This is a genomic window from Amycolatopsis coloradensis (genome assembly GCF_001953865.1).
In the GTDB taxonomy this organism is placed as follows: Bacteria; Actinomycetota; Actinomycetes; order Mycobacteriales; family Pseudonocardiaceae; genus Amycolatopsis; species Amycolatopsis coloradensis.
The window spans coordinates 1-15,091 of sequence record NZ_MQUQ01000011.1; the positions used below are offsets into that span (position 1 = coordinate 1).

Consider the following 15,091-nt stretch of genomic DNA (forward strand, 5'->3'; position numbering starts at 1 on the left):
CTACAAGAAACTCCGCAAACTCACCACATGAGACAAGCTCTAAGGTGGTGTCGGTAAATTCGGGCACAAAGGGGGCGACCCAGCGCTAGCGTGCGCCGCCCGGATTCCCCGCCAGGTGGAAATCATCTGGCCAGCGCCCGACTGACCCTGCCCGCCCATGGATCCGGGCCAACGGAGCGAGTCAGGAACATCCGGCGTCCCGTCACCGGCATTGTCACCAGCCCGACCCTGCGTGTGGTGAACTTGATCGCCCACCGTCTGGCTTATGCCCCCACCAAGGTGATAGCGGCCAGTATCGGCTTTCTGCTTCGTGGCAACGACCTCATGGCGAGCAACTTCGCCGGACTTCCCGTAGAAACGTGCCTCGCGGGCGCCAAAGTCACTGCCATCCACCCGTACTTGCCACTACTGCGCACCCCCCATCGGAATCGCACTCCTGTCCTAAAAGGACCGGCTACAGCTCGGCATCACCATGGACACCCATGTCATCACGGAACCAACGGCATTCGTGACGTGCCTTCAAGAAAGATTCGCCGAAATACTCCAGGATGCTGCCAAACCCACGTGGCAGACGCGACTGTCCCAGTAACCCTCGACCAACGTTCACCGTCCGAGCCGGTCGAAGTAGCGTTCGGCACCAAGTACCGCGGCGTGTGGCACCCGCTTCCCGCCATCGTGGCTACCACCCGCTCACCCAAGGTGCAGCAGTGGATCTCCTGCGCTGACAGCCATGTGTCCCACCTTGCTTGAATAAGACCGAGCGATGATCCACAACTCGCCGGGAATAGCCGAGCATGGTGACTTCGAAGCCTCTGCACGTATTTCACCGTGTTCGTGTGTCAGTGCCACGGGCCCGGAAATGTCCTCGTACGGCGGTACCGACACCACTTCGTCTTGGACACATTTCTCTCCATAGTCCGTTGGGTGGATTTTGCCCGCCTTGTGTATCGATCCTCTCCTGTCGCTGGCTTACTGGAACCAGGATACGGCCGGTAGGCGTCACGGGAGGTTCAGTGCGGGTTGCCGGGATCGCGCCATACGCCCCTTGGCCGACAGAAGCCATGCCGTCCGGGGCAGTCGAACTGCGCTCTTGGCTGACCGACCGTTTGGTGGCCCGAATGGGCCCGGATGCCGCCGTACGGGATCCGTGTCGCAGCCGAGTTCTCGAGTCAGCGCTCACCATGCGGTTGCTGGAACGCACCGGCCTACGGCCTGACCTGTACGCGGCTGTCGAAACCTATGTGCAGCGGCAAGCACCCGAGACCACTGGCTTCGAACGGACGATGGCCGAGATCACGCTGGGCGGCAAAAACGTACGATCGGATGTGCTTGCCGAGGTGGTGCGGGCCGCACCGGATTTTACCGGCAGCCGCAAACGCGTGCTGGCACAAGCGCTGTTGGCGGTCGTGGGCGCGCCTGGGGAAATCACCTGGGAGCCGGCGGCCTTCGACACGGCATTCCTGCACAGCTGGGCGTCCGTGCAGATGACCGCCGCGAAGGTGATCCTGGCGGCGGTCTCGGGGCAATCGGCGCGGATCAGCGACGAGGACGTGCGGTGTCTGGCTGATACGCAGCGCGCCCCGCGGCTGTGGGAGGGCAATGTGCTCATTCACCTCTCGGTGTTGCACGCCTTGACCTTGCTGCCCAATACCGGCCGGCTTGTCGCGGCCGGGGTGGACACGCTCGCGGCGCAGGTGCGATCCGATGGCGGTCTGCCGTTCGTGTCCGATGTGGACACCTGGTGCACCGCGACGGCCGGTGTGGCCTTGGCCGCCGTGAACGCCGCCGAGCCGACCTTGCGGGCATTGGCCGATCGACTGGCCGCCTGTCAGCAGCCAGGTGGCGGCTGGTCCTACTCCGACACGGCGGTGCAGACCGATGTGGACGACACGTCCGTGGCGGTGCAGTTCCTGGACAGGGTGGACTCGCGACGTTACCGGGGTTCGGTGCGGCGGGGCATACGGTCCTTGATGGCGGTGCGGGGGACCGATGGCGGGTTCCCCACCTATGTGGCCGGGGCGGCTTCGGAGGCGTCGATGACCGCCGCGGCCCTGGACGCGCTGACCCTGCGGTCCGACCGACACGCCGGGCACATCGCCGAGGGTCTGCGGTTCCTGGTATCACAACAGAACGAGGATGGCTCGTTTCCGCCGGACTGGAGCAGCAGCCGCCTGCACACCGTCTGCCGCGTACTGCTGTGCACATCCCGGCGACCGCGCAGTGGCTCGGCCACCGTGCGGCGTATGGTCGGTCGCGCCGCCGCTCTGGTGATCGGAGGGCAAAATGATGACGGGGGATGGGGTCAGCAGGCAGGAGATGCCAGCGACGTCATCAGTACCGCCTACGGGCTGACCGCCCTATGCAGCATCCCCGATGCCGATCCCAGGGCAGCCGCGGTCGCGGCCGAGTTTCTGGCCCATGCCCCCCGGGGGGCCGACGGATTGCAAGCGATCCCGGACTCCATCGGCCCGCGGCCGTTCGTGTTCACCGTGCCGGTCCTCGCCGAGATCTTCACCCTCCTGGCGTTAGGACACTTCGACCGCCGGCTCGCGGCGCCTGCTGCGCGGGCCCAGGGGACGACCCGTGGGTGAGCCAGGCAAGCCGCCGCGGCACGTCGGCATCATCCCGGACGGCAATCGGCGGTGGGCAGCACAACATGGCCTGCCGGTGCTGGAGGGACACCGGCGAGGTGCGGAAACGACCATGCGTGCACTGAGCTGGTGCGAAGAGGCGGGGGTCGAAGAGGTCACTGTCTGGGCGCTGTCCTTGGACAACATCGCCCGGCGACCCAATGTGGCCGGCATGGCCACCGCCATCGCCGAACTGGTCGACAGGGTGGACGGCCACCCAGGGTGGGACCTGCGTCTGATTGGCTCCCCGGGTCGGGTGGCCCTGCCCGTCCGCGCTCCTGATACGTCGAAGGACATCGTCGACCGCCGTCTGCTGGTCAATCTGGCCGTGGCCTACGACGGACGAGAAGAGATCGTGGCCGCAGCCCAAGCCCTGCTCACCGCCGATCCTCTGGGGAAGTTGGACGCTACCGCGCTGTCAGCGGAGCTGGAGCGGCGCGGACAGCCCGACTGCGATCTGATCATCCGCACCTCCGGCGAGCTACGGCTGTCGGGATTCCTGCTGTGGCAGAGCGTTCACAGCGAACTGTACTTCGCTCCCGAACTGTGGCCGGAATTCACCGAGCGGTCCCTCCATCGTGCCTTGGACTCCTACGCCCGCCGCGACCGAAGGGCAGGCGCATGACCACCACCGCTGCTTCCCACCTGCGGCTGGCCCGCTTCGCCCACACCCACATCCAACGCCTGGCCCCGCCGTCGACCCGTCGCCACCCCGACAGTGACTCGATCGAGACCGAGCTACGCCACTGGGCCACCACCGTCGATCTGTACGCGGGCGAGGACATACAGCAGTTGACACGACGGCAGGTCGGGCTGATCGTCGGCTGCTGCATGCCCGACGTCCCCACTCCGATCGCCCGGGTGACCGCCCACTACCTCGCCTGGGTCTTCGCGTTCGACGACACCGTGGCCGAGCACGAACCACTGCTGGCCATTCATCAGGCGATGGACCTGCCGGGACTGCTGCGGGACGGCGCTACCCACGATCGGTCTGCCGCTCAGGGACTGGCAGGCGTGTTGGTCTCGGTGCGCGACGAAATCGTCGACATCGGCGGAATGGCGCTGCTACCGCAGCTGGCCGGGCAACTGGGACGTTACCTCGATGCCTGCGCCGGGGAAGCCCCATGGCGGCGCACCGGCAGGCCGCCCGCACTCGCGGCCTACCTGCACGACCGCACCGCCACCTCCGGAGGGCATCCGCTGCTGCTACACAGGCTGATGCCCGGTATGCCACCCCCTGGTGCGCCGCTGCCGGCAGGTCTGGACAGTCTGGCCGACCAAGCCTTCCTCATCGGAGGCTTGGCCAACGACCTGCTCGGCTTCGCCCACGAACAGCGACAAGGCGATCCGGTCAACGTGGTCACGGTTCTGGCAGGCGAGTACGCGCTGCCGCTACCGGAGGCGTACCGGGCGGCGGTGATCCTGCACGCCGCCCACACCCACCGCTTCGCCGCCGACCTCGTTCGTACCAGCGGCGATCCCGCCCTGGCCGAGTCTCATCGTGCTCTGGCCGCGGCCATCGGCGGTTGGGTCGAGGGCAGCGCCGCGGCGATCGAGCCCTACTGGCAGCACCTGTTGGCCCACCACGAGGACCGACCGTGAGGAGACTTCCATGCCCGCGCTCTCGCCACACACCGTCATCGTGGTCGGCGCCGGCATCGCCGGCCTCACCGCGGCCTGGCGGCTGCGCCGGCACGGCGTCTCAGTCCGCGTCCTGGAACGGGAGTCACGTCCCGGCGGCCGGATGCGCACCGACGAACACGACGGGTTCCGCATCGAATTGGGAGCCAGCATCCTGGGCACCAACTACACCAGAATGCTCGACTTGATCACTGAACTCGGCATCGCCGATCAGTTCGGCCCGGCCAACCCGACCTGTGGTTTCCTGCACGCGGGTAAGACGCACCGCCTCCGAGCCACCTCCGTACTGGACTTCCTGCGTACACCGCTGCTCGGCACGCGGTCCAAGCTGGCACTAGCCCGGGCACTGCCCGAGCTCGTGCGCCACCGGACAAGGCTCGGCTGGGACACCATGGACCAGAACACCGAACTGGACCAGCTCAGCGTCACCGAGTACGCACGCCGTCACCTCACCCCCGAGATCCACGAACGTATCTGCGAGCCCCTGTTCGGCGGGGGGATCGTTCTTGGCTCGCCCGACAATTTGGCGGCGGCCGACATGTTCTTCTACGCCACGAAGTTTCTCGTCCCGCACTTCAACAGCCCTCGAGGAGTCGGCCTGCTCACCCAGACCCTCGCCGATCGCTTGCCCGTCACCCTCAACACCACCGTCACCGCCGTGCGCGCCAACCCCACCGGGGCGTCAGTATCTTTCACCGACGAACATGGCGCCCACACAAAACTCACCGCCGATGCCGCCATCGTCACCGTCCCCGCCCCCCAAGCAGCCGACATCCTGCCCGACCTACCTCCCGATCAAGCGGCCTACCTGCGCGCGGTTCCCTACTCGCGAGGTCTGATCGTGTCCTATGGCCTGTCCCGTCCGCCGAGGGAAACCTCTCCCAACATTTTCACCTGCCAAGCCACCCACCCCGATGCCGCCGGCGTCGAACTGCACCACAACAAGATTCCCGGTCGAGTCGACGGCGGCCGCGGGCTGATCACCGTCCACTCCCGGGAAGCTTTCGTCAAGCAGTGGTGGGAACGCGACGACGCCGACATCGCCCAGCGCCTGCTCGACACCACCGAATCCCTCCTTCCCGGTGTCCGCGACACCGTCATCACCACCCACGTCAACCGACGTGCCCTCGCGCTGGTCGTCCGGCCCCCCGGCGGCTACGGCGCCTTGCGCGAATTCAACGCCCGCCGTCGCACCGCCAACCCCCGTATCCAACTGGCCGGCGACTACTTCGCCCCGTCCAGCACCTACGGAGCGCTCCGCTCCGGTGAACACGCCGCCGCCCGCGTCCTGAACCACCTGCTTGCCAGTCCACCACCACAGCCCCCACCGACCGGCGACCCGGACCCAGGCCCCAACATGACCAGTCAGCACTAGTACTCCAGTCGTAATGGGACAGTCCCAGTCCCTCGGCGGGGGGTGACCTTTTGATCTGATGTCGTGGAAAGTTTCAGGTTGCCTTGTCTGTGTTGCAGTTGACGTCTCCAGAACTGACCGTGGTGCGGGCTACGAAAGGTCGGACATGTCAAGTACGAAGCGGGAGCGGACGTCGTTGCGCTCCAGGCGGGCGAGGGCTCCGTGCACGCGCGCCGAGGGCACGAGTTCGATGTCTGCGGAGACGTCGTGCTGAGCACAGAACTCCAACATGGCGGCGGTTTCGGGGCGACCGCCGCTGCCGGCGGAGCTGAGCTTCTTGCGCCCGATCAGCAGATCCAGTGTCTCCACGGTGACCGGCCCGAGGTGCCCGACGTGGCTGAGTGTCCCGTCCAGGGCGACCAGCCGCAGGTAGGGGGTGATGTCGTGCGGGACGGCGATGGTGTCGATGACGACGTCGAACCGGTCGCGGGCGGTGGTCATCTGTTGCTGGTCCGTGGAAATGATCAGGTCGTGGGCGCCGAGGCGGCGGGCGTCATCGGCCTTGTCGGCCGACCGACTGATGACCGTGGTGTCGGCACCGAGTGCGACGGCGAACTTGACCGCGAGGTGCCCGAGGCCACCGAGTCCGGCGACCGCGACCCGAGTACCGGGCTCGACGCCGAGGGCCCGTAGTGGCTCCCAGACGGTGATCCCCGCGCACAGGAGAGGAGCCGCGGCCGCGGGGTCAAGGCCTGCGGGGAGCGGGTAGGCGAACCGGTCGCGAACGATGTACTCGCGGGAGTAACCGCCCAGCGTGATGGTTCCGTCGTGGCGGTCGGTGCCACCGTAGGTCAGGGTCGGGAACTCGTAGCAGAAGTTTTCCTGCCCCTGTCGGCACATGACGCACACACCACAGGAGTCGACGATGTTGCCGACTGCCACCCTGTCGCCGACGGCGAATCGCGTGACCTCACGCCCGATGTCGGTCACCACCCCCGTGAACTCGTGGCCCGGCACCAACGGCGCGTTCGCCGTGCCGGTACGGGCGTGAATGGCGTGCAGATCGGAATGGCAGACGCCGCAGTAGTCCACCCGCACCGCGACGTCGTCGGCTCGCAGTTCCCGGCGTTCGAACGACACCCGCCGCAACGCGATCCCGGCGCCGTCGGCCTGCCAGCCCACTGTGGTCCTCATGCTGACTCCTAAGATAAACAGACTGTTCGGTTTGCTTCAACTTAGCCGAGGGCTGAGGACATAGCAAACAGACCGGTCTGTTGTTAAGCTGTGAGACATGCCCGACAAGCCCCTGACCTCGCGTGGTGCCGCCACGCGGCAGCGCATCATGGAGGTGGCGACCCAAGAGTTCGCCCAGTACGGGATCGCAGGGGCACGCGTCGAACGAATTGTGGCCACCGCCCGCACCAACAAGGCCCAGCTCTACGGCTATTTCGGTAACAAGGAAAGACTGTTCGACGCGATCTTCTTCGGCTCCCTGGAACGGATCATGACCGTCGTCCCGATCGACACCGCTGATCTGGCGGACTGGGCGGTCCGCCTGTACGACGAGTACCTCCGTCGCCCCGACCTGATCCGGCTGGCCACCTGGGCGCGCCTGGAACGACGCCCGACCGGTCACCTCGTCGACGACGTCAACCGCCTCGATGAGGCCAAAGTGCGCGCCATCACCGACGCGCAAACCGCGGGCCTCGTCCGATCCGGCGATCCGTTCGACCTCATGGCCATGGTCATCGCGATGTCCATGGCATGGTCACCGGTCAGTAACGTCTACGCTGCCAGCGATCAGGAACCCGCAGAGCTGCACGAGCGACGCCGAACCCTGCTCCGCGACAGCGTTCAGCGGGTCATCGCACCCGACTAGAAGTCGACCCATGCGGTGCCCCTGCCCCAGCGACGACCCGACATACCCGACGCAACTGCGCCTCTGTCAGCTCATCAACTCACGAGCCTTGGCCACCGCCCCTGCCCATACGTGACACCGGCATACGCTCATGCTGTTTGCCGCGCCGCCAGACAGCTTGCGATCAAGCAGTGCGGACACCAGCCGCTTCCCGGCTGATCACGTCGCGCGGAAACACCAGGTCGTTCACCTGGAACGTACAAGTGCTGTAGTTTCCGCGCCGATTTGAGCATTTCCGAGTGTGCCTGAGCACTGCGTGAGCATCTGCTCAGGCGTTACGGAAGTCTGCCCGCGAGTTCGCTACGGGGCCGCTTCTGTTGCCCCGATGAGCCTTGAGAGTAGAACAGCGACACCGCCGATTGCATTCAACTTCGAGCGAATCGCCGATGCGTTCGAAGTGCGAGCGGACGGCTGTTACTCAACTCTGCCAACCCCCGATCCCGCCCCAGGCGCGGTCCAAGTGAGGAGCCTTGAAGGGCACCCAGTACGCGACCTGCTGATGCGCGGCCTTCATTGCCGCGATCCCTCCCGAGCGGTAGATCTGAGAGCCGATCTCCCTGGTGCGTTCGTCGTCACGACCATCCTCGGTGAGGAAACCACCCTCACCCCGAGAGCCTATCTCCACCAATTCACGAACCAGCGGGTGCAGCTCGGCGAGCGGCGTCCGGTTACGCACCCGCTCAGCCTCGCGCCTCGCAGCCACCTTCTCCATATAGGCCTGGTCGCGTCGCGCGCGCCATCCTCGAAGCATCACGACCCCACGTTCGTCTCATTTCAAGATGACCCAGACTACTCGCGCTTACCCACTCTGGACGATCCTCAGCATGAACGCGGTAATCAACCTGTCGGCTACCGACACTTCGACACCACATCGGCAGGTTCACCGACTGTTCACCTGCAGGGCTCCCATCGCGGCACTGCACTGCTCCACGCGCTGGCTCCCACCGGCGGCCAGCAACACCTCGCCACCGCCACGAAGTGAGGCGCCAAGACCCAACGGATCAACCACCGCGGAAGGAAACACCACCCGCAGTGGTCAACTGTCAGGTCGGCGAGGGCGCGGCTGAGCCAGGCGTTCTCGGCGTCGCGTAGGGCGATGGCGTAGTCATTCTCGATCAGGAAGACGCGGGCAGTGACTGTGACGCGGCCGCGGTCGACCGCCTGAGGTCGTCCACTGCCGCAGTGTGCCGCTCGGTGAGCAGCTTGGCCGCGCTCCCCGGGGGTGGATCACCAGGGATGAGGTCTACGGAGCCGACCCAGCCTGCGCAAGGACCCTCCGAGCAACGCGGCGTCGGCTACGTCCTCGCCATCGGCTGCGACCGCCGTGTCAGCACCCCGGCAGGCGAACTGCGCGCCGATGGTGTTGCCGCGAGGCCGCCCAAACACGTCTGGCAGCGCCTCTCCGCAGGCGCCGGAGCGAAGGGGCATCGCTGCTACGACTGGGCTTTCGCCGATATCGACGAGCGCGGCGGTTGCCAGTGGCTGCTAATCCGCCGTAACCGCACCACCGGCGAGTTGGCGTGCTACCGCCGCAATTCGCCCGAGCCGGTGCCGCTGAGGGTCTTGGTGCAGGTCGCAGGCAGGAGGTGGACGGTCGAGGAGTCGTTCCAGGTCGGCAAAGGTCTCACCGGGCTTGATCAACACCAGGTCCGTCGCTGGACGGTCATGGCGATGCTCGCCACGCTTTCCTCGCCGTTGTCAAGTCCACCGAACGAACCCCCATATCCTCGGCCGCCGGATGGATTTCGTTGATCTGCAGGGAATTTCGCCACCTCTTCATCGCCCTCATCAGTCGCCCGGTTCTCGATGCCGCGCACCGGATCCGCTGCTCACGATGGCGCAAACGCCACCAATATCGCGCCCAGCAAGGCCACTACCAGCGACAATCCATCCACGAACCAAGAACATCACGAACTACGGCTGGAGTACGCGGCGGCGGCCCGGCCACAGGCCTACCTGCTATATCGCCGCAGCCGCGGCGGAGCCTTTGCCGCGCTACACGACCTCCGCTACCGCCAGGCAAGACGAAATTGGTCTAAGGGCCAATTAGCGGCCCACCTCCATACCGGGGTTCTACGCTCTTTTACTGCATGGCAACAGGTTCGGGTGTCACAGTCACAGCCGCCGCTACCCAAAGTCACCACCGGCTACGCGGAAAGACTCACCGGCTCGGCCGGACGCTCGTTGTCGAAGGGCGACCCTGTTCGTCCCACTCAACCTGTGTCGGCTTGCCCGTTCGGTTGCCGCCAATGGTTCTTTGTGCAGACAATTTCGCCGTGATTCACCGGGTCGATCCGGAAGGCCACCTTCTGCTGTACAACAAAAGCAAGAGACTGGCGTGTGCTTTTCAGATGTTGGGGTCCGGGTCGCAGCGCGGCGGCTGTCCAGGGATGTCATCCGCGGTCGCGGGATGACGCCGGGTCTGCAAGGGGAGTAAACGTATGGCATCGAAAAGTATGACAACGTTGTCTAACGGAGTCGTCCCGCGCGGCGCGGGCCGGGACACCACGGCTCTGGTCGGAAGGCGGGTCGAACTCGATCGGCTCAGTGCCGGGATCGCCGGGATCCGGTCCGGCCGCGCCAAGGCGGTGCTGCTGCGCGGTCCCGCCGGTATCGGCCTGAGCAGCCTGATCGCCGCTGCCCGCCGGGAGCTGTCGGTCGACGACATTCCCACCCTGGCGGTGAACTGTGACCCGGCTGACACCCAACTGGGCTATAGCGCGCTGCGCCGGTTGTTCGCGCCGCTGCTGCTGCGCGGCACCGTCGAACTGGACTCGCCGCTGTTCAACGATTGCGCCCGACGAGCGGTCCCGGTGCTGTTCGAGGGGGCCGAGTCGGTGAGCTACCCGATCCTGGACGGGCTGCATCGGTTCACCCGCAACGTGATGGCAGGCGGCCCGCTGGCCCTCGTGCTGGACGATGCGCAGTGGTGCGACGTGGGTTCGTTGCGCTGGCTGGACTTCCTGTTGCGCCGGGCCACCGACGTGCCGTTGTTCGTGCTGTTGGCGCAGCGCACCCCTGCCGTGGAGCCGAGTGGGCCCCTGCTGGCCGAGCTGGCCGCGGACGGCAACTGCGAAGTGCTCGAACCGGGCCCGCTGTCGGAGGAAGAAGTGGGCGACATCATGGCGGCGGTCCTGCCGAAGCCGCCGACCAGGAACCGCTCCCGCCACTTCACCGAGATCTGTGGTGGCAACCCGCTACTGCTCGATCGGTTGCTCACCGGGGTGCGGCTGGACACCGATGTGGACCGGGTCAGCGCGGACGTGGCCGCGGCGTCGGCGCTGGGCCGGTTGGCAGGCCAGCCTGAGCACGTGCGCCGGGTCGCGGTCGCGATGGCCGTATTGGGCTCGGCCCAGATCGAGCTGCTCACCGCGCTGGCCGAGGTGCCCGCCACGTTGGTGGCTTCGGCGATGACCGTGCTCGGCGGGGCCGAACTGGACGGCCCGGCGGCACGCGCGGCGGTGCTCGACGAGATCCCGGCAGTGGAGCTGGCCCGGCTGCGGGCCAGGGCCGTCTGGCTGCTCAACGACGCGGGATCGCCTATCCTCCAGGTGGCCGAGCACCTGCTGCGGACCGAAGTGGCCGAGCCATGGCAGTCCGCGCTGTTACGGCAGGCGGCGGTCAAGGCACTGTCCCACGGCACCCCCGAGGCCGCTGTCCGCTACCTCAATCGGGTGCCGGCCGAGCTGGTCGACCTCCCGACGGTCTGTGAACTGGCCAGGGCACTGGCCTTCGTCGATCCACACGAAGCCCTGTCCCGGCTCCGGGGCGCGCTGGTCGAGACCAGGTTCGATCCGCTCGGCCACGCACCGATCGCGATGCAGTTCGCGCTGACCGCGGTGGTGACTCACCAGGCCCGCGAGGCCATACCGGTGCTGGTGGACGCGCTGTCGAGGCTGCCAGACACGGCTGATCGGCCGCGGGGCCTGCTGCGGTCCACGCTGCTGATCGTCGGCGCCCAGGACCGTTCCACCGTGCGGATGGTGATCGAGCTGGCGCGCTCGATGTCTGAGCCCGGCGGGGACAGCGTCTCCGACATCCAGACGCTCGCCGGGATGGCAGTGCTTGCCGTCCTCGACGGTCAGCACCTGGATACCGCGGTGTCGTTGGCTCGCCGGGCGCTACGGGGTCCGGAGGGTTGCCATGGCGCGGCCAGGCTCGCTCCCGCCTTGGTACTGCAACTGGCCGACGAAGTGGATGACGCCAGGGCCTTGTTCGATCTGCAACTGGAGGACACCAGACACCGCGGCGACGTCTGGACCCACTGCGTGACCCTGGTGGCGCGGTCGTTCGCCTCGCAGGGGGCCGGCCGGCTGACCGAGGCCTCGGCGGATGCCGGGAACGCGATGGAGATCGTCCGGCGGACGCCGTGGGGTAAGGCCCCGGCTCTCGCGGCCATGGCCCAGGCCGCCGTGATGGTCGAGACCGGGCAGGCCGACCGGGCGGACAGCCTGCTCGACGGCGTCGACCGGGACCGGCTCGCCGACTCGGTCTGGGAGTGGAGCACCTTCCTGCTGGTCCGGGCCAGAGCGCGGCTGGCGCGCGATGACCGTACCGGGGCACTGCGGCTGCTGCGTGCCTGCGAGCGGAGTCTGTCCGAAGTGGGCAACCGGAATCCGGCCTCCGTCCCGTGGTGGAGCGACGCGGTCGAGGCGCTGGTGGATGAGGGGGATCTCGCCGCGGCCGACGGGGTGATCGAGCGGGTCGGCGAGCAGTTCCACCGCTGGCCGACCGCACGGCTGATCGGAATGGGCCTGCTGGCGCGGGGAACTGTCGCAAGTGGACTGACGGCGGTCGAGTTGCTGACCGGAGCGGTGGACGTGCTGGGGACCGCGCCGGCCCCGCTGGTGCTGGCCAGGGCCGAGTATCGCCTCGGCCTCGCCCTGCTGCGGACGGGGGACACGAAGGGAACTCGACAGCACGCGCGCCACGCCATCGACCTGGCCAACCGCAGCGGATCGCGGAGGATCGTGGCGCCGGCGCAACGGCTCCTGGTCGCGGCGGGCGGACGGGCGTACCGATCGTCCAGGGCCGCGGCGGACACGTTGACCGGGAGCGAGCGCCGGATCGCGGCGATGGCCGCCGGCGGTGTCAGCAACCGGCGGATCGCCGAGGAGCTGTTCGTCTCGCTGCGAACCGTGGAGATCCACCTGACCAACACCTACCGCAAGCTCGGCGTGACCGGGCGGCCCGAATTGGTCGAAGGGCTGGGCGCCGTGGCGGGGGAGAGCCCATGACCGGCCGGCACGGCCGTGCGGTGGCGGAACCACTGATCGAGCGGGAAGCGCACTTCGAAGTGCTGCTACGTCAGCTGAAGTCGTTGCGGGCCGGACGGTCCACCGTGACGATGGTGGAGGGGCCGCCGGGATCCGGGCGCAGCGCGCTGCTGCGCTGGTTGACCGACCGGGCAGGCGAAAAGGGCATTCCTGTCGCGGCGGCCCAGGGCTCGCTCACCGAAACCGGGTCGGCTTGGGGTGTGCTGAGCCAGCTGGCCGAGCCGATGCGGGCCGCCACCGGCCCCCTGCTCGTCACCGTGGACGACGTCCAGTTCGCCGACTTCGAGTCGCTCTGCCGACTGCACCTGATGGCTAGATGTTTCAGCGAACTGCCGGTGCTGTTGCTGCTCGCGGCGCGGAGCCCGGCGTTCCCGGTCAGCACCGGGCAGCAGGTGGCGCTGCGGGAACTGGTGGATACCTGCAACGCCGGCGGCGAGGTCCTCACCACCGCCGTTCTGTCCTTGGACGGGGTGCGGGCGACGCTGGCCGCCAGGTACGGGCCTGGCGTCGACGAGGAGACCGTCTTGGCGGTGCACACGGTCACCCGCGGGTGCCCCACCGTTCTGCGCGCGGTCACCGAGCAGTTCGCGCTGACCGGGTTGCGGGCGGCGGACCGGACGCGGTTGCGGGCGGTGGCGGCCGAGGAGACCGGGAACCTGTTCGTGCGCATGGTGGAGGTCCTGCCCGGGGACCTGGTGGACCTGGTCCGGGCCATCGCGGTGTGCGGCGGGCAACTCGGCTACGACCTCGTGTGCCGGGTGGCCGGGTTCCGCGACGGGTCCGGCTCGCTAGCCCTGGTGCGGTTGCGGGCCGCTGGGCTGGTCACTGGCGACGAGCGGCCCGAACTCGCCGATCCGGTCGCCGCCGAGCGGCTGCTGGCCGTTATGTCCACCGCGGCGAGGGAGAAGCTCCACCTCCGGGCGGTCGAAGCCGGCTGGCTGGCGGCGATTCCCGACGAGGCTCTGGCCGAGATGCTGCTTTGGGTGCGGGTGCATGGGGCGCCGTGGTCGGTGGCCGTGCTGCGCGACGCGGCGGCGGCCAGCCACGCCGGCGGAGATCCGGCGACGGCGGTGAAGTACCTCCAGCGGGCATTGGCCGAGCCGATGGATGCCGTAAGTCGGGCACAGGTCCGGATCGAACTCGGTGCGGCGCAGCTGCATCACGCCCCACGGGCCAGCGGCCGCAATCTGGGCGAGGTGATCAGGAGCCCCGGCGGGGCCGAGGTGGACGAACTGCGTGTCCAGGCCGCGGATCTGTTGCTGGCGCGCGGGGATCTGACGTTGGTGCACCGGCTGACCAGGGCGCCGCTCGGGCGGATGGACTCCGGTTCCGGTGGGGGCGCGGCGCTGTCCGCGTTGCACCGGCTGACCGACGAGGGAAAGCACGAGTGGGCGGAGCAACCGGTGTGCGAGGTTGCCCCCGGCCCGCCTCATCCCGCCGAGGCCGGGGTGAGGGCTTGGCAGTTGTCGTTGGGCGGTGAAGACATCGAGCGGGTACGGGAGCTGGCCCGGATCGGCGTGAGCCCGGACACGCCGCCGTTCGTGCCGAGGATCCTTGCCTGCTTCGCGCTCTGCCTGACCGACGACCTGGATGAGGCCGTGGCCGGGCTCGACTCAGTGGTGACCGACGCCCTGCGGCCCGGTGCCGACGCGGCCGTCGCCCTGGCTTTGGCCACGCGAGCCGGGGTCGACCTGCGGCGGGGACGGACCGACGGGGCCGCCGACGATCTCGACCGTGCCAGCCGCCTCATGCCCGATGATTCCTGGCACCCCAGGTTCGCGCTGGTGCTCCGATTGGCGTGGGCGCGACTGCATCTGCGGCTGGACGAAACCGAACTGGCCGCCCGATCTCTGGATGGGCCGGTGCCCAGTGGGACCGAGGACGGTGTGCTGTGGCCGCAGTGGTTGCTGGCCAAGGGAGTGCTGAACCTGCGGCGCGGTGCTGCCGAGACGGCGGACGCCCAGCTGAGCGAGTGCGGGCGCCGGTTGCTCTCGGCCGGTGTGCACAATCCGGCCGCAGTGCCCTGGCGCGCCGCGCTGGCCACGGCCAAATGGAACCGCGGCGCCGGTGACGAGGCCGTCCGGCTGATCACCGAGGAACACCGGCTCGCCGCGCGGTGGGGCGCGGTCGGGGCCACGGTCCGGGCCAGGCGGCTGCTCTCGCCGGTACACGGCGAGACCACGGCCTACCGGCGACGACGCCGCGGCGAGTGGGGTGAGAGGCGCTCCGACCGGGCCGTGCCGCGCGTGCTGCCGCCACGGCACGACTGAAG

The 15,091-nt window shown here is 68.0% G+C and carries 11 protein-coding genes; 9 read left to right on the forward strand and 2 right to left on the reverse strand.

What is annotated here, in order from left to right; all coding sequences use genetic code 11:
• The first annotated feature begins 90 nt into the window (after nt 1-90).
• From BS329_RS45535 to BS329_RS20410, 5 genes are all read left to right on the forward strand, one after another.
• On the forward strand, nt 91-750 hold the full coding sequence (locus tag BS329_RS45535) for a WS/DGAT domain-containing protein (RefSeq protein WP_076162843.1): 660 nt from the start codon (nt 91-93) through the stop codon (nt 748-750).
• Nucleotides 751-1,181: 431 nt separating this feature from the next.
• Nucleotides 1,182-2,591 carry a prenyltransferase/squalene oxidase repeat-containing protein gene (locus tag BS329_RS20395; protein WP_158075817.1) on the forward strand — a complete coding sequence of 470 codons (1,410 nt, stop codon included), beginning with the start codon at nt 1,182-1,184 and terminating at the stop codon, nt 2,589-2,591.
• Nucleotides 2,584-3,255: a polyprenyl diphosphate synthase gene (gene uppS, locus BS329_RS20400; RefSeq protein WP_084749989.1), complete on the forward strand. Its 672-nt coding sequence runs from the start codon at nt 2,584-2,586 to the stop codon at nt 3,253-3,255. The genes BS329_RS20395 and uppS overlap by 8 nt, the downstream gene beginning before the upstream one ends.
• Nucleotides 3,252-4,232 (forward strand): terpene synthase family protein, encoded by a 981-nt coding sequence (locus BS329_RS20405; protein WP_076162846.1) that lies wholly within the window; start codon nt 3,252-3,254, stop codon nt 4,230-4,232. Before uppS ends, BS329_RS20405 begins: the two co-directional genes overlap by 4 nt.
• Before the next feature lie 10 nt (nt 4,233-4,242).
• Entirely contained in the window at nt 4,243-5,646 is a 1,404-nt protein-coding gene (locus BS329_RS20410) for a protoporphyrinogen/coproporphyrinogen oxidase (RefSeq protein ID WP_076162847.1), read from the forward strand.
• A gap of 129 nt (nt 5,647-5,775) precedes the next feature.
• Here the strand turns inward: BS329_RS20410 and BS329_RS20415 are convergent, their stop codons facing one another.
• On the reverse strand, nt 5,776-6,819 hold the full coding sequence (locus BS329_RS20415) for an NAD(P)-dependent alcohol dehydrogenase (protein ID WP_076162848.1): 1,044 nt from the start codon (nt 6,817-6,819) through the stop codon (nt 5,776-5,778).
• Between the two features lie 97 nt (nt 6,820-6,916).
• On the opposite strand from BS329_RS20415, the gene BS329_RS20420 reads away from it, so the two are divergent.
• Nucleotides 6,917-7,504 carry a TetR/AcrR family transcriptional regulator gene (locus BS329_RS20420; protein WP_076162849.1) on the forward strand — a complete coding sequence of 196 codons (588 nt, stop codon included), beginning with the start codon at nt 6,917-6,919 and terminating at the stop codon, nt 7,502-7,504.
• Nucleotides 7,505-7,961: 457 nt separating this feature from the next.
• On the opposite strand, the gene BS329_RS20425 is transcribed toward BS329_RS20420, so the two are convergent.
• Nucleotides 7,962-8,255, reverse strand: coding sequence for a hypothetical protein (locus BS329_RS20425; RefSeq protein ID WP_076162850.1), 294 nt, complete (start codon nt 8,253-8,255; stop codon nt 7,962-7,964).
• Between the two features lie 524 nt (nt 8,256-8,779).
• Here BS329_RS20425 and BS329_RS20430 point away from each other — a divergent pair.
• The 3 genes from BS329_RS20430 to BS329_RS20440 all read left to right on the forward strand — a co-directional run bounded on the left by BS329_RS20430 (nt 8,780) and on the right by BS329_RS20440 (nt 15,089).
• A complete protein-coding gene (locus BS329_RS20430; protein ID WP_076162851.1) occupies nt 8,780-9,295 on the forward strand; it encodes a hypothetical protein in 516 nt (171 codons plus the stop codon).
• Between the two features lie 713 nt (nt 9,296-10,008).
• Nucleotides 10,009-12,780 (forward strand): AAA family ATPase, encoded by a 2,772-nt coding sequence (locus BS329_RS20435; RefSeq protein ID WP_076162852.1) that lies wholly within the window; start codon nt 10,009-10,011, stop codon nt 12,778-12,780.
• On the forward strand, nt 12,777-15,089 hold the full coding sequence (locus tag BS329_RS20440; protein WP_076162853.1) for an ATP-binding protein: 2,313 nt from the start codon (nt 12,777-12,779) through the stop codon (nt 15,087-15,089). The genes BS329_RS20435 and BS329_RS20440 overlap by 4 nt, the downstream gene beginning before the upstream one ends.
• Nucleotides 15,090-15,091 lie beyond the last annotated feature (2 nt).

Coding starts and splice junctions, on each gene's coding strand:
- BS329_RS20430 (WP_076162851.1), top strand. CDS start 8,780: ATGAGGTCTACGGAGCCGACCCAGCCTGCGCAAGGACCCTCCGAGCAA.
- BS329_RS20395 (WP_158075817.1), top strand. CDS start 1,182: ATGCGGTTGCTGGAACGCACCGGCCTACGGCCTGACCTGTACGCGGCT.
- BS329_RS20425 (WP_076162850.1), bottom strand. CDS start 8,255: ATGGAGAAGGTGGCTGCGAGGCGCGAGGCTGAGCGGGTGCGTAACCGG.
- BS329_RS20415 (WP_076162848.1), bottom strand. CDS start 6,819: ATGAGGACCACAGTGGGCTGGCAGGCCGACGGCGCCGGGATCGCGTTG.
- BS329_RS20440 (WP_076162853.1), top strand. CDS start 12,777: ATGACCGGCCGGCACGGCCGTGCGGTGGCGGAACCACTGATCGAGCGG.
- BS329_RS20420 (WP_076162849.1), top strand. CDS start 6,917: ATGCCCGACAAGCCCCTGACCTCGCGTGGTGCCGCCACGCGGCAGCGC.
- BS329_RS20410 (WP_076162847.1), top strand. CDS start 4,243: ATGCCCGCGCTCTCGCCACACACCGTCATCGTGGTCGGCGCCGGCATC.
- BS329_RS20405 (WP_076162846.1), top strand. CDS start 3,252: ATGACCACCACCGCTGCTTCCCACCTGCGGCTGGCCCGCTTCGCCCAC.